Origin of the sequence: Bizionia gelidisalsuginis (assembly GCF_008086185.1) — a bacterium.
Lineage (GTDB): Bacteria > Bacteroidota > Bacteroidia > Flavobacteriales > Flavobacteriaceae > Bizionia > Bizionia saleffrena.
Genome location: NZ_VSKN01000014.1, coordinates 27,815 through 41,781 on the forward strand (window position 1 = coordinate 27,815; position 13,967 = coordinate 41,781).

Annotated in this window: 15 protein-coding genes and 1 tRNA gene; 8 read left to right on the forward strand and 8 right to left on the reverse strand. The window is 35.0% G+C overall.

What is annotated here, in order from left to right:
- Positions 1–597: 597 nt before the first annotated feature.
- The 4 genes from ES677_RS10665 to ES677_RS10680 form a co-directional block, all read right to left on the reverse strand.
- A tRNA-His gene (locus ES677_RS10665) sits at positions 598–673 on the reverse strand.
- 86 nt (positions 674–759) lie between these two features.
- Positions 760–1,476 carry a bacillithiol biosynthesis deacetylase BshB1 gene (bshB1, locus tag ES677_RS10670; protein ID WP_148370688.1) on the reverse strand — a complete coding sequence of 239 codons (717 nt, stop codon included), beginning with the start codon at positions 1,474–1,476 and terminating at the stop codon, positions 760–762.
- The gene (gene rlmF, locus ES677_RS10675) at positions 1,473–2,375 is read right to left on the reverse strand and encodes a 23S rRNA (adenine(1618)-N(6))-methyltransferase RlmF (RefSeq protein ID WP_211357874.1); all 903 of its coding nucleotides are present in this window, start codon (positions 2,373–2,375) and stop codon (positions 1,473–1,475) included. The genes bshB1 and rlmF overlap by 4 nt, the downstream gene beginning before the upstream one ends.
- Before the next feature lie 23 nt (positions 2,376–2,398).
- Complete coding sequence (locus ES677_RS10680) at positions 2,399–3,550, reverse strand: trans-sulfuration enzyme family protein (protein WP_148381233.1); 1,152 nt, start codon at positions 3,548–3,550, stop codon at positions 2,399–2,401.
- Between the two features lie 385 nt (positions 3,551–3,935).
- Here ES677_RS10680 and ES677_RS10685 point away from each other — a divergent pair, with 385 nt between their 5' ends.
- The 3 genes from ES677_RS10685 to ES677_RS10695 all read left to right on the forward strand — a co-directional run bounded on the left by ES677_RS10685 (position 3,936) and on the right by ES677_RS10695 (position 5,743).
- Positions 3,936–4,556, forward strand: coding sequence for a transcriptional regulator (locus tag ES677_RS10685; protein ID WP_246124498.1), 621 nt, complete (start codon positions 3,936–3,938; stop codon positions 4,554–4,556).
- Between the two features lie 6 nt (positions 4,557–4,562).
- Positions 4,563–5,288, forward strand: coding sequence for a DUF3307 domain-containing protein (locus tag ES677_RS10690; protein ID WP_148381234.1), 726 nt, complete (start codon positions 4,563–4,565; stop codon positions 5,286–5,288).
- Positions 5,289–5,371: 83 nt separating this feature from the next.
- Positions 5,372–5,743: a hypothetical protein gene (locus ES677_RS10695; RefSeq protein WP_148370684.1), complete on the forward strand. Its 372-nt coding sequence runs from the start codon at positions 5,372–5,374 to the stop codon at positions 5,741–5,743.
- A gap of 171 nt (positions 5,744–5,914) precedes the next feature.
- On the opposite strand, the gene mscL is transcribed toward ES677_RS10695, so the two are convergent.
- From mscL to ES677_RS10715, 4 genes are all read right to left on the reverse strand, one after another.
- Positions 5,915–6,373 (reverse strand): large conductance mechanosensitive channel protein MscL, encoded by a 459-nt coding sequence (mscL, locus tag ES677_RS10700; RefSeq protein ID WP_148370683.1) that lies wholly within the window; start codon positions 6,371–6,373, stop codon positions 5,915–5,917.
- A gap of 6 nt (positions 6,374–6,379) precedes the next feature.
- A complete protein-coding gene (gene ccsA, locus ES677_RS10705; RefSeq protein WP_148381235.1) occupies positions 6,380–9,661 on the reverse strand; it encodes a cytochrome c biogenesis protein CcsA in 3,282 nt (1,093 codons plus the stop codon).
- 90 nt (positions 9,662–9,751) lie between these two features.
- Positions 9,752–10,162, reverse strand: coding sequence for a group III truncated hemoglobin (locus tag ES677_RS10710; protein ID WP_148370681.1), 411 nt, complete (start codon positions 10,160–10,162; stop codon positions 9,752–9,754).
- 10 nt (positions 10,163–10,172) lie between these two features.
- Positions 10,173–10,454 (reverse strand): hypothetical protein, encoded by a 282-nt coding sequence (locus tag ES677_RS10715; protein ID WP_148370680.1) that lies wholly within the window; start codon positions 10,452–10,454, stop codon positions 10,173–10,175.
- Positions 10,455–10,530: 76 nt separating this feature from the next.
- Here ES677_RS10715 and ES677_RS10720 point away from each other — a divergent pair, with 76 nt between their 5' ends.
- Genes ES677_RS10720 through ES677_RS10740 form a run of 5 tightly spaced genes read left to right on the forward strand, consistent with a single transcriptional unit; the run spans position 10,531 to position 13,956 of the window.
- The gene (locus ES677_RS10720; RefSeq protein WP_148381236.1) at positions 10,531–11,121 is read left to right on the forward strand and encodes a Crp/Fnr family transcriptional regulator; all 591 of its coding nucleotides are present in this window, start codon (positions 10,531–10,533) and stop codon (positions 11,119–11,121) included.
- A gap of 18 nt (positions 11,122–11,139) precedes the next feature.
- Positions 11,140–11,898, forward strand: coding sequence for a Rossmann-like and DUF2520 domain-containing protein (locus tag ES677_RS10725; RefSeq protein ID WP_148370678.1), 759 nt, complete (start codon positions 11,140–11,142; stop codon positions 11,896–11,898).
- Positions 11,888–12,421, forward strand: coding sequence for a KdsC family phosphatase (locus ES677_RS10730; RefSeq protein ID WP_148370677.1), 534 nt, complete (start codon positions 11,888–11,890; stop codon positions 12,419–12,421). The genes ES677_RS10725 and ES677_RS10730 overlap by 11 nt, the downstream gene beginning before the upstream one ends.
- Before the next feature lie 27 nt (positions 12,422–12,448).
- On the forward strand, positions 12,449–13,357 hold the full coding sequence (locus tag ES677_RS10735) for a geranylgeranylglycerol-phosphate geranylgeranyltransferase (protein WP_148381237.1): 909 nt from the start codon (positions 12,449–12,451) through the stop codon (positions 13,355–13,357).
- 2 nt (positions 13,358–13,359) lie between these two features.
- Entirely contained in the window at positions 13,360–13,956 is a 597-nt protein-coding gene (locus tag ES677_RS10740; RefSeq protein WP_148370675.1) for a Maf-like protein, read from the forward strand.
- Positions 13,957–13,967: the final 11 nt, after the last annotated feature.

Sequence of the window (13,967 nt, forward strand, 5' to 3'; positions counted from 1 at the left end):
AGAAAGGCTTAATAGTAAACACTGTTTATTATTAAGCCTTTTTATTTTTTAGTGTTTTGATAATTGGTGAGCGGTTAAATAGTGATCAATTATCAAAGAATAGTGAGTAACAAATTTCTCGATTCTATTTTTTAAATTAGAATCTCTATGAAATTTAGAAAATCTAATGCACTACTTATATACTAGATTTCTACTGATTTCGGATAAGGCTAACACCGAATCAGTCCTAAATGTTGTTTTTAGCCCGCTCTATTTGTTGAACACTACAGCAACCTAAAGCTTAAAGTTGTATAATATATATTTAAGAGGTATTAAACGTCTCCCCCCTCGAGCGCAGTCCAGAGAGTGCTCTTAAAGTAATAATTAGAAAAGAATGAAAACCCAACAAGCCGAGGCTTAAGTTTCTCCTGAGCGCAGTTGAAGCGTTTTATAGGTTATTAAGAATTAGATTGAATTCTCTATTGCGGATATTTAAAAATTTAGACGGCTCTATACACAACATTTAGGAATGATCACTTTTAAGCGCGCACAATCTAAATAAATCCAAAATAACACATACAAAAAAAGCTCCTCTTAAAAAGAGAAGCTTTTACTTTTGGGTGAGAGACGGGATTCGAACCCGCGACCCTCGGTACCACAAACCGATGCTCTAACCAACTGAGCTACAACCACCATTTTTGCATTATACTAACGCGTGTGCAAATGTATATTATTTACTAATTATTACAAAGCATTTTTATTAAAATTTTTAATTTTTTTCTAAATTAAATCGAACAAACTTTTCACTGCTACGTAACGGTCTGTGGTAAAGCCTTCTGCATAATCAACATTAATTAAGCGTCCTAAATCTCTTGCTCTATACTCTATGCTATCGGTAAAATTCTTACTGGTAATTGGCGTTTCTGGCTGTTTACTGTCCTTATCATAGAATTGTGTTTTATAAGCAAAGACCGATTTTAGTTTTACCGCCATAAACCCACTAACATCAACTACAAAATCTGGCTCACTATTTTTCCATTGTATATAATGATACACTTGCTTTGGCCGCCAATGTTCTTGTGGTTTTCCATCACTTTCAGTTTCAATTTTAAGTAATCCACTTAAAAAACACGCATCACTAACTAACGCACTGCCTTTACCGTGATCGATGTGCCGGTCATCTTTAGCATTACATAACACTATTTCAGGTTGGTATTTTCTAATCAATCGTATAATTTCTAACTGATGCGCTCTATCATTACGAAAAAATCCATCAGCAAAACCTAAATTCTCACGTACTGATACACCTAAAGTTTCACCTGCCACCTTAGCTTCTTCTTTTCTAGTATGTTCTGTTCCACGCGTACCTAATTCACCACGTGTTAAATCGATTATCCCTACTGTTTTTCCTTCGTGTATGGCTTTGGCTATCGTTCCTCCCGCTCCCAGCTCGACATCGTCAGGATGTGCGCCAAACGCTAATATATCTAGTTTCATTTGTAATTATTTTTTATTGCTGCTTTTAATTCTTCATCTGTAAAGAAGGTCCACGCTACTACTCTACTCACTTTGTTACCCATTGGCATCGTAATCACCTTTACGGTTTCTGCATTAAGCTTTTTTAATGACGCCTGCATCGATTTTACGTGTGCTTTATTAGACACTAAACTACTGTACCAAACGCATTGCTTTTTGTAAAGTGAGCTTTCGTATAAATAGGTATGTAAAAAGGCTTTTTCACCACCTTCAAACCATAATTCTTGAGCCGTTCCTGCAAAGTTTCTAACTACAGTGTCTGTTAATTTTCCTAACCCTTTTAGTTTTCGGGTTGTAGCTTCGAATGCTTCAGCTTCATTTTTATAAAATGGAGGATTGCAAATAGACAAAGAAAAGGCATCATTCTCTCTTAAAATTCCTTTAAAAATATTAGCAGAATTCCGTTGTAAACGAAAAGAAATAGCATCGTTTAACTTGTTTTTCTCCACTATCTTCTGTGCTGATGCTAGCGATCCTTCACTGATGTCGGTTGCCACGAACTGCCAGTCGTACTCTGCGTTTCCTAGTAGTGGATAAATGCAGCTTGCCCCAGTACCAATATCTAAAACTTTGATATTAGTATTAGGCTTTGGCATTTTTAGCAGATCGGCCATATAATGTATGTACTCGACACGCCCAGGAATTGGCGGACATAAATTAACCTTAGGAAAGTCCCAATGTGAAATAGTATAATGCGCTTTAAGTAAAGTCGTATTTAAAGCTCTTACAGCATCAGGTTTTGCAAAATCTATAGTTTGCGTGCCGTGCGTGTTGGTAAATACAAACGGTTCTAAATCTTTATTTGTAGCGCGTAAATTGTCAAAATTATACCCGTTTTTATGCTTGTTTTTTTTATGCAAAATAGTCTGTGTATTGTTTAAAATTAGTGCAATTTGCTTAGGGCTTGCTCGATATCTGCTTTTAAATCTTTTACAGATTCTATACCTACCGAGAAACGTATCAATCCGTTACTTATACCTAAAGCATCGCGTTGTTCTTGTGTTAATAAAGCGTGAGAGGTTAAATAAGGTGATAACATCGTGCTTTCTACACCCGCCAAACTCATAGACGGCTTTATTAATTGTAATGCTTTTTGAAATTTTGAAGCGTCGTAATTATCATGAAGCTCAAAAGAGAGCATCCCTCCAAAACCTTTCATTTGTGCTTTTGCTAAATCGTATTGTGGATGTGTTCTCAATCCTGGGTAATAGACTTTTTTTACGGCGTTATGAGCACTTAAGAAACGAGCCATTTTTAGGGCATTCTTATTTTGCTTTTTTACACGAAGTTTTAAGGTTTTTAAACTACGCTCTAACATCCACACCATAAAATCACTTAAACTACCACCAAGATTTTTGGCAACATTCCAAATAGTTTCCCTGTCTTTTTCTGTACAAGCTACAGCTCCTGCTAATATATCACTGTGTCCGCCTAAATATTTTGTTGCCGAATGGATTACAATATCAATACCCAAATCTATTGGTATTTGATTTATAGGACTAGCAAATGTATTATCGATGGTTGTTTTAATGCTTTTAGATTGCGCTAATTGTGCAACAGCTTTAATATCGGTAACCGTCATTAATGGATTTGAAGGTGTTTCAATATGAATTAGCTTCGTATTACTTTGTATTGCAGCTTCAAAGTCTGAAACAGCATAGCCCTTAGTAAACGTAAACTCAATTCCATATTTAGGAAACTCTTCGCGAATAAAATTGCTCGTACCACCATACAATGTGTTTTGCACCACAATATGATCGCCCGCTTTTAAGAAAGCTAGAAACACTGTGCTAATGGCTGCCATACCCGAACCGAAAATCATTCCGGTTTCCGCGTGTTCTAAAGCGGCTATTTTTTTGGATACAAACTCCTGATTTGGCGTGTTGAAATAACGCGGATAACGTTTAACAGCGACGTCTTCAAAAGCATACGATGTAGACATATAAATAGGAGACACTGCTCCTTTAAACTGCTCGTCTTTAATTTCTCCGATATGGGCACAAATAGTATTGACCCCTAAGTGTTTTTTACTCATTTTGTAAAGATAAAAAATTGATAATCGAATTAGTTTCTAAAGTCGAAGTATTTTAAATCCACATTCTACCAATAAACGACTTAAAGGCAGAACCATCGAGGTATCAGACTCAAGACCGCTGCACTAAAAGAGGCAAGATACCGAATAGCAGACTAAACCGATCTCATAGTCTTGGTTCTTTGGTTCTAGACTGTTTTTTCTTAAACTATTGATTGCCCAACTGCGGCACCTTAGTTAACTCTCCAACAAATTATTTGGATTGAACACACTAGTTGGCAATGTTAGAATTGTATACGATACACCATATTAAATTAAATATATGGTTTTTGGTATATAATTATAAATATATACATTTAAGCATATATTTTAGGTTTTATTATAAAAAATGAATACATTTACGTATAATCTATTGATAATGACAAGCATTATAACTGGCGATATTATAAGCTCTAGAAGTGGAGACCCGAATCTGTGGTTAACCGCATTAAAATCTGAACTTAACAAATACGGTGCTTCTCCTAAACAATGGGAAATTTACCGCGGCGATAGTTTTCAATTGGAAATCCTTCCAAAAACGGCCTTAAAAACAGCTTTATTATTAAAGGCAACCATCAAGCAGTTTAAATCGATTGATGTAAGATTAGCAATTGGCGTTGGCGAAAAAACGTATGATGCAGAATCGATTACCGAATCTAACGGTAGTGCCTTTGTGAATTCGGGAGACTGTTTTGAGGGTTTAAAAAAATCGACATTAGCCATTAAAACCGAAGACGCCACGTTTAACAACCCTATAAACATAATGCTAGATCTAGCTTTGCTTACTATGGATTACTGGACGCCAAAAGCCGCTCTATTATTTAAAACGACTTTAGAGCATTCCGATTATAACCAAGTTGAAATTGCTAAAGTATTAAATCGCAAACAAAGTAATATTAGCGCAGGATTAAAACGGACTGGTTACGACGAAATATCTAAAATGCTTCAATTTTACAACACTCAATTTTAACCGATTATGGTATTCTTTTTTATAAAACTTTTACTAGCGCACTGTATTGGAGATTTTGTTTTTCAACCTACAAAATGGGTAAAACATAAATTAAAGAAGAAATACAAATCGAAATATTTATATTACCATATTGGGGTTCATTTTCTAGCCTTAACAGTGGTTTTACAAGCCGATTTTAAAACGTATTGGCTTACATTTCTTCTTGTTATTCCAACGCATTACGTTATAGATCTTATTAAACTACATTTTAATACAAAGAGGAATACCCGTGTTTTATTTGTGGTAGACCAAATCGCACATCTTCTTGTTTTGGGCGTCGTCACCGCAATTTATTACAGATCTGATTTTTCTATTGAAGCATTAATTACGCCCTATCTTATTGTTTTTATCACCTTTTTATTGATTACTACCGTTGTCGCTTCGGTATGTATGAAAGTGGTTATTTCTAAATGGGATTTAGAATCTACCGAAGGCCAAAATACCGAATCGCTAGAACAGGCTGGCGTATATATCGGTGTTTTGGAGCGTTTATTTGTTTTCGTCTTTATTATTACCGGCCATTGGGAAGGTGTCGGTTTTTTAATGGCAGCAAAATCTATTTTTAGATTTGGAGATTTAAGCAAGGCGAAAGACAGAAAACTCACCGAATATGTTTTAATAGGCACCTTAATGAGTTTTGGTTTTGCAATTTTAGCAGGATTAGGGTTTGTATTTGTTAGTAGCATTATTTAGAATACAGTATAAAAACTGTTAAAAAACAATGGTTTAACAAGCTCTTAACGGTTAACTAAGGTTTATTTCTCTAAATTGAGGGTATGGTACACTCAGAGAAAAAAGAAAACGAAGCATTCCTATTGGAATCGATTAACTATTTAGAAAACTTAGGATTTGAAAATATTAAATCGGACGTTAAAGGCTACGACAGTCCAAAATCCTACAGAAAACAAGGAAGTGATATTACCATTACTCCAGATATTACGGCCACACGACGTACCAGAAAATATTATTTCGAAATTAGCGTAAAAAGTCAAGAACCACGGTTATTAAAAACAAAATGGCGCTTCTTAGACGTACTCACACGAATGAACGATCATAGATTTAGAATCATTACCAAGCGTGGTCATTACAAATTTACCCACGATATGCTGGACGATTTAAATTTGAATAAAACATTAATTAAACTGTAGTAACATTACAATTTACTACTAAAAAAAGCAGTACCCTTTTGAGTTAAAAGAGTACTGCTTTTTTAATGTCTGCTTTTTTAAGTTGAATTTAACCAAATTAAAATACTTTATAGAGCTGTGTTAACGGCTACTTATCTTCTTATATAATCACATCCTATAATTACGACCTTATTAGTCTTTAAACTTTTCTTTTTGTTTTCGTAATAAGGCATTCTGTTCTTGCATAAGCGCATTTAAATCGGTTAACAACTGAATATCTTTAGGAGTTTTCACCGTTTTATCTTTCGGGTCTTGAGAGCGATCTCTTAATCTGTTCATTCCTTTTACCACAATGAATATAGTTATCCCGACGATAAAAAAATCGATTGAAGCCTCAGCAAAAGCGCCGTATTGAATAGCCACTTCTTCAGCTATCACCGAACCCGCTTGGTCTAATTTGCTATCACGAAGTATTAATCGTTTATTTTGAAGGTTAATACCGTCGCTTAACAACGACAATGGCGGCATTAACACCTTCTTTACAAGAACATCAATCACTTTATTAAAGGATGCACCAATGATAATACCAATGGCCATATCCATCATATTTCCTTTTACAGCAAACTCTTTAAATTCCTTAAAAAACCCCAATACAGATTATTTTTTATAAAACTTTTTATATTTTAAGTACGAGAAGAAACCAAGTATAGCAACAATAACGACTGCAATACCAATAAATTTAAGACTCACAATTTGGTCCCCACTGGCATACGAGTGTAGTCCTGCTAGGTAAAAGTTCACTCCAAAATACGTCATTAAAATACTTGAAAAGGCAACTATAGACATCAGGTTAAAAACCCACCTTCCGCGTAAACCAGGTACTAAACGCATATGTATAACAAAAGCGTATATCATAATACTAATTAAGGCCCACGTTTCTTTTGGATCCCAGCCCCAATAGCGCCCCCAACTCTCATTTGCCCATTGTCCACCAAGGAAGTTACCAATAGTTAACATTACTAAACCTACGGTTAATGCCATTTCATTAATAATAGTAAGCTCTTTGATATTAATAAGCATTTTAGCTTTGTTCTTTTCGTTAGTAAGTATCATTAATAATAAAACGACGATACCTAAAATCATTGCCAATGTAAATGGCCCGTAACTTGCCACAATAATCGATACGTGAATCATTAACCAATAACTGTCTAAAACAGGCTGAAGGTTTGCAATTGCTGGATCCATCCAGTTCCAATGTGCAATCATTAAAATCATTGCAGTTACAAAGGCTGTTGATGCCATAGTTAGGTCACTTTTTCTACCAAAAGCTAAACCAAAGAACATTGTCGCCCAAGCCACATAAATCATAGATTCGTAAGCATCACTCCAAGGTGCGTGACCAGAAATGTACCAACGGGCAACTAAACCAGCGGTATGTAGTACAAATAACCCTACAATAATCCATTTAAAAACCTGAACCGAGATATTAATCGCTTTACTTCTCGTCTTAAAAATTTGAATAATTAAAACAACAAACAATAACGTTCCCGCGTACATATACCAGCTAAATAGCTTTTTAAACACATCGTACTTGTTGTACATAATTTCGGCGTGCACTTTATCGTCGTTAAGCATTACTGCTCCACCAATATTATGTTGTGTCTTTTTAAAGGTTTCCAAAAATTTATCGGCCGCTTTAAAATCGCCTTTCTTTTTAGCCTCATTAACTGTATATAAATACCAATTAAAACCAGAGTCTATAAAACTGGCGTAGGTTGAATCGGCAATTTTCTCTCTGTAACCCTCCGTTCTAAATTCCATAGGAGAAATCCATTTATTGTTTGCGTCGTCTGGAACAGGAAATATTTTTAACGCCCGTCCTTCAATAGCATTCGATAAAAGATTTACCTTTTGATTCGTTTCTAAAAATTCTTTTTGATATCCCGTCTTTACCTGAGTGTTTGATGCTGATTCTAAGTAAGGCTTTAGTTTGTACTCAAAATCGTCTGTAAAAAAGTCTAATAAAGTTACATATTTCTGATCTTTATCCACCCCTATAATTTTACGAATAGAATCGTCTTTCTTCGCCTTAAGATATATAATGGGTACGTTATACCAAATCATCGGACTTTCTTGAATAGATAAAAAGACTTGATTGGCATCGAAACCTTCGTAGGTATCGCTTTTACTAATTTTTCTAAGGAGCTCTGAAGCATAGGTATTAAGCGGCATCATTCTACCTCCTAAATCTTGAATGACCATATGTCCAAATAACTCTGCGTGTGCTTTAGGCACTATATTAGCGCGCAAGACAGAATCTATTTGTGTTTTGGTAGCCTTAACTTTTATGTGTTCGTCTTGTGTATTAAGCTCTCCCTCAACGACGCGCTCTTTATTAGCACCATTTTGCGCTTCGGTGGTATGCTGATGTTGCTCGTTGTTAGAATGCTTCTGCTCTTCTTGAGCGAACCCAGAAAGCGACACTAATAAAAGTAAAACGGTTAGGCTTTCTGCTTTTTTCTTTTTAATCTTATTTAAACCACGTTCCAAATCTTTAAAACGGGTGTTTTTGTCAAATAAAATAGCCATTAATCCAAAGTATAATAGGAAATACCCTAAATAGGTAAACCAGGTTCCCCAATAATCGTGATTAACAGATAGAATGGTTCCTTTTTCATCAGGGTCGAATTGCGCTTGGAAGAAACGATAACTGCGGTGATCTAAAACGTGATTCATAAAAATTTTATAATCAAAATCTCCCTCCTGCTCATCGATAACAGTCACTTGACTCGCAAAAGACGAGTAACTATTCTCTGTACCAGGGTAACGTTCGGCAATAAAATCGTTTAATTTAATACTAAACGGCAACTCTATAACTTTAGCCCCATATTTAATATCGATATCTAAACCGCCAACCTCAACATTAGTATAGCCATTATTTGTACCGCTACCGCCCAAAATATTTACGCGCTTAGTCTCACCGTTAGACGCTATATTTAAAACAACACCGTTTTCTGATGGTGATTTTAATAATTTAGAACGCTCTGCAATATCAAAAACACCTTTAATAACAGGCTTTGGAAATACCATTTGCATATCCCCAATAATATAACGCGAACGTAACATTAACGGCTGGATGCTATCTTTAACTAGTTTCCCCGTGTTCATTGTTGCCATTTGAAGATATTCCCCTTCAAATGGAGACTCTATCGTTATCTCACCGTTTTTATAGGTTAAGTTAACAGCGCCCTCTGTTGGTTTATTTAAAGCGATCAGTAAATTATGCACATTCTCGATCGTTCCCACTTTAATAAAGTGGTTATGTGGATCGCCGTTTCCCGCTTCCACTAACTTCAAGTATTCTTCGCCAGATGGATCTGGAATAATATCTAACTCGGCTCCACCAACATATTTCTCAAGAGAAATGGCGACTTCTTGTCCGTCGTATTTTGTTTCTAAGTTAAAATCATTTTCTAAACGTGGCGAGAAGTCTACATTCTTTTCAAATGGTAAACGTTGTGCCACACCATTAATTTCGTAGTCTCCATTTATAAACCCCGAAATGTAGGTTTTTTGAGACAACATAGTATTTTCGGTCGCCCCTTCTCTAATAGGCATCATCCCTTCATATCCAATATACCGTGTAATAAAAGAGCCGAATAGAATCAAAATGAATGACAAATGCAATGTTAGTGTCGCCCACTTTTTCCAACGGAATAAGCGGTACTTAAACATATTACCGATAAAATTAATAACAAAAAACACCATAATAGCTTCAAACCACCAGGTATTATATATTAGAGTTCTTGAATACGGCGTTGGAGACGTTTCTTGACCGGCATCTAAAAAAGTTCCTATCCCCATTGAGAGGGCAAAAACTATAAATAAAGTGGCCGTAAGACGAGTAGAAAATAGAATTTTTGCGAATTTATTTTGCATAATAATAAGCCTTTATTTAGCTCGTGCAAAGATACTTATTTTTGTTTGTATTTTTTGGCTTAGTAATGAGTAAACTTATGTTAAATTTTCTTAATGATGTTGTCGCGCTTCAAATATATTTAGATATAAAAAAGATGCCATTTTTCGCGCACGGCGTTTAGCCATTGCAGCAATGTCGCCCTCAAAATGTTCATCTAAAGTTTCCACCCATAAATTAAGCCAAAGTCCAAAATGCAATTCGCTTATACTATTATCCATTTGGGCATCTACTTTTATATGTGCTTCTATAGGATTTCCCTTATATTTATTCTCTAAAGCCTTATTAAACAAAAGGCTCGTTTCCCAAAACGTGGTTAAATGCTCAAGGTGTTTTGGCCAATCATTAATTGCACCATTAAAGATAGGGCCTAAAGTAGGTTCTACTCTTACTTTATCGTAAAACGCATCGACTAATAAAAACACATCCTCTCGGGTTTCAATCTCTTTTTTGTGTGACGTCATAGTTCGTATTTTATAGATTTATAACAATTAATAATATGTTTATAACAAGCGATAAAAGTAGGGTATTAAAAATGAGTTTCAAATTCAATTGGGCTAAAATAGCTGCATTATAGAGCATTGTTATTATTACACAAGCTGTTAACTGAGTAAACGGAAAATACTCTGGAGTACTTGTTCTTAAAATTAACATTGCGGCTATCGAGCCTATACAGCTTTGTAATATTATAGACAATGGCAAATAAGCCATATATAAATTTTTAAAATCGGTGAATAAATTAGTATATAATTTCATAATAAGTATTTATTAATATTATGTTACAAAGCTCGATAACCTATCTTTGATATTTTATGACTCAAATCATAAGTCTATGATCGCTACAGCTCTTTTAGAACAGTATAATACACAACTTAAATTTTTCCCTAAAAACACGGTATTGTTTAATGAAAAACAAGAACCGCTCTACTATTATCAAATCCTAACTGGGAACATAAAAATGTTTAACCTTATGGAAGATGGAAAGGAATTTGTACAAGGGTTCTTTGAAGATAATAATTCTTTTGCTGAACCGCCACTATTTGGAAACTTTAAATATCCAGCTTCGGCTGAAACCACGTCGGATAGCTACATCTATATTCTTCCAAAAGACGCTTTTTTAACGCTGCTTAAAGCACATCCGGAAGAACATTTAAATCTCACTCAGCTTATTTGCCGCCGTATGATTTATAAGGCAAAAATAATGAAAGAGGTTTCTATATACCCGCCAGAACACCGCATTTTAACGTTATTAAATCATTTTAAAACTGCCGACAAGCAACAAAACACACGCTACGAAGTAAAACTGACACGACAACAAATTTCGGAATTAACTGGGCTGCGTGTCGAAACTGTAATTAGAGCTATAAAAAAATTAGAAAAGTCTAACAAATTATCCATACTAGACCGGAAAGTTTACCTCTAATTTAGTTACTTTTGCCGAATGATTAAAGTAGTTATTCTTGGCGCTGGAAATGTAGCCACTCACCTATTTAAGGCCTTTTTCGCTTCAGAAGAAGTTACTGTTGTGCAGTGGTACAACAGGCATTTAAAAACGATTGATTTACATAAAAACAAAGTTGCTGTTACCGATGATCTATCAGCATTAAAAGAAGCAGACGTTTACATATTAGCCGTTAGCGACGATGCTATCGAAACCTTATCAGAGCAGCTTACGTTTTCTAACCGATTAGTGGTACACACCTCGGGCAGCACGAGCTTGTATGCGATAGAGAAAAAACATAATCGCGGCGTTTTCTATCCGTTGCAAACCTTTTCTAAAGATACCACTGTCGATTTTAGTGCTATTCCAATTTGTGTGGAAGCTTTGAAAAAAGACGATTTAAAAGTACTTAAAAAATTAGCAAAAGCTATTGGTGCCCACCCTCATAAAGTAAACACAGATCAGCGGCAAGCGCTTCATTTAGCGGCGGTATTTGTAAATAATTTCAGCAATCAACTCTATAGAATTGCGCACGAAATCACAGAGTCTCAAGGTGTAGAATTCGATATTTTAAAACCGTTAATTAAAGAAACAGCGGCAAAAATTGAAACCATTTCGCCTTATATGGCGCAAACAGGGCCAGCGAAACGGAATGATAAAAAAACAATAAAAAGGCATTTAAAGCAATTAGAAAAAGAAGAGCATCAAGCTATTTATACCCTACTCACACAATCTATAAAAAATACGCATGGACACTAGTAAAAGCTATAAAGAATATTTAGAACACATCACCACATTTATTTTTGATGTCGATGGTGTGCTTACCGATGGAAATGTTACGATTACCGCAAAAGGCGAAATGCTGCGCACAATGAATGTAAAAGATGGTTATGCATTAAAGCAAGCCCTAATAAAAGGGTATAACGTCTGCATTATTTCTGGAGGCACTAATGAAGGCGTGCGTTTACGTTTAAATAACTTGGGTATTACCGATGTGTTTTTAGGAGCACACTTAAAAATCGAGCCATTTAATACCTATATTTCAGAAAAGAATATCAATACCGAAAACGTGTTATATATGGGCGACGATATCCCAGACATTCCTGTTATGCGCTGTGCTGGATTAGCGGCCTGCCCGCAAGATGCCGTTGGAGAAGTTAAAGTGATCTCTAAATATATTTCACACAAAAATGGCGGTAAAGGTTGCGTTCGCGATGTTATAGAGCAAGTTTTGAAAGTTCAGGACAACTGGGATGCTAATTTTAATGCTGAAGCACACTAACCATAATTATAAAAAAATTAAATAGTAATGAGCTTTTTAAAACTAATACGTTATAAAAATTTATTAATGGTAGCTGTTGTACAGCTGCTTATTAAATATGCTTTATTTCCTGCGTTTGCCATAGACACGACACTAAGCTCGTTAGGGTTTGCGTTTCTTATTTTAAGTACCGTTTGCATTGCAGCAGGAGGTTACATTATTAATGATATTTACGATGTTGAAACCGACACTATAAATAAGCCCAATAAAGTTATTATTGGAAAAAAAATAAAAGAGAATACCGCCTACAATCTCTATTTTGCATTCACAATTACTGGGGTGTTATTAGGTTTTTATCTATCGCAAACCATTGGTAAACCTGCCTTCTTTAGTTTATTCGTTGTTATTGCTGCGTTGCTATATATCTATGCTATCTATTTAAAGCAAATTGCTGTTGCAGGAAATATTATCATCTCTTTATTAGTTGGATTTAGCATTATTATTGTTGGTGTTTTCGAGTTAATTCCAGCGATAACACTTTCTAACCAAAGTATTCAATCAACGATGTTCGAGGTGCTTACAGATTATGCTGTATTTGCGTTTTTAATTAATTTTATTCGTGAAATCGTTAAAGATATTATAGATGTCGATGGCGACCATAAACAAGGAATGCAAACGCTACCTATTCTTTTAGGGAAATTGCGCACAGGGAAAACCGCATTTGGTGTAACTATTTTCACCATATTTGTTATAAGTTATTATATATCAGCTTATTTATTTATGCATAGCGATGCTATCGCTTACTTTTTAATTGCTGTAATTGGTCCGCTAATTTATACCGCTATTAAATTATTTATGGCAAAAACGAAATCCCAGTTTAAACACGTAAGTTTAATGCTAAAAGTAATAATGGTAACCGGTATGTTCTCGATGCTATTGTATCGTTTTATATTTTAAATATGCTCAACGAAAAACTTAAAGGCAAACATATTATTCTAGCTTCTGGCTCTCCCAGAAGACACGGTTTTTTTAAGGATTTAGGTTTAGATTTTGAAGTCCGTTTAAAACCCATAAAAGAAGAATACCCGCTGCGATTACGTCATTTTGAAATTAGCGATTATTTAGCACAGTTAAAATCTTTACCTTTTCTAGAGGAACTAAAACCAAACGATATTCTTGTCACTAGCGATACTATTGTTTGGCACAATAATAAGGCTTTAGGAAAACCCAAAAATAATGCTGACGCTTTCGAAATGATTTCTTCATTAAGCGGTAAAACACACGATGTTATCACGTCGGTTTGTATTAGAAATACCACCTTTCAAAAAACAATAAATGCAGTCACTAAAGTTACCTTTAGAGTGCTTTCAGAAGAAGAGATTTGGTATTATATTAATACTTATTCGCCCTTAGACAAAGCAGGTGCTTACGGCATACAGGAATGGATAGGGCAAATTGGTGTTACCAAAATTGAAGGCTCTTATTTTAACGTTATGGGCTTACCAACACACCTCGTATACAGCACGTTAATTGCCATCGCAGAAAACAATTATTAATGTTATGTTAT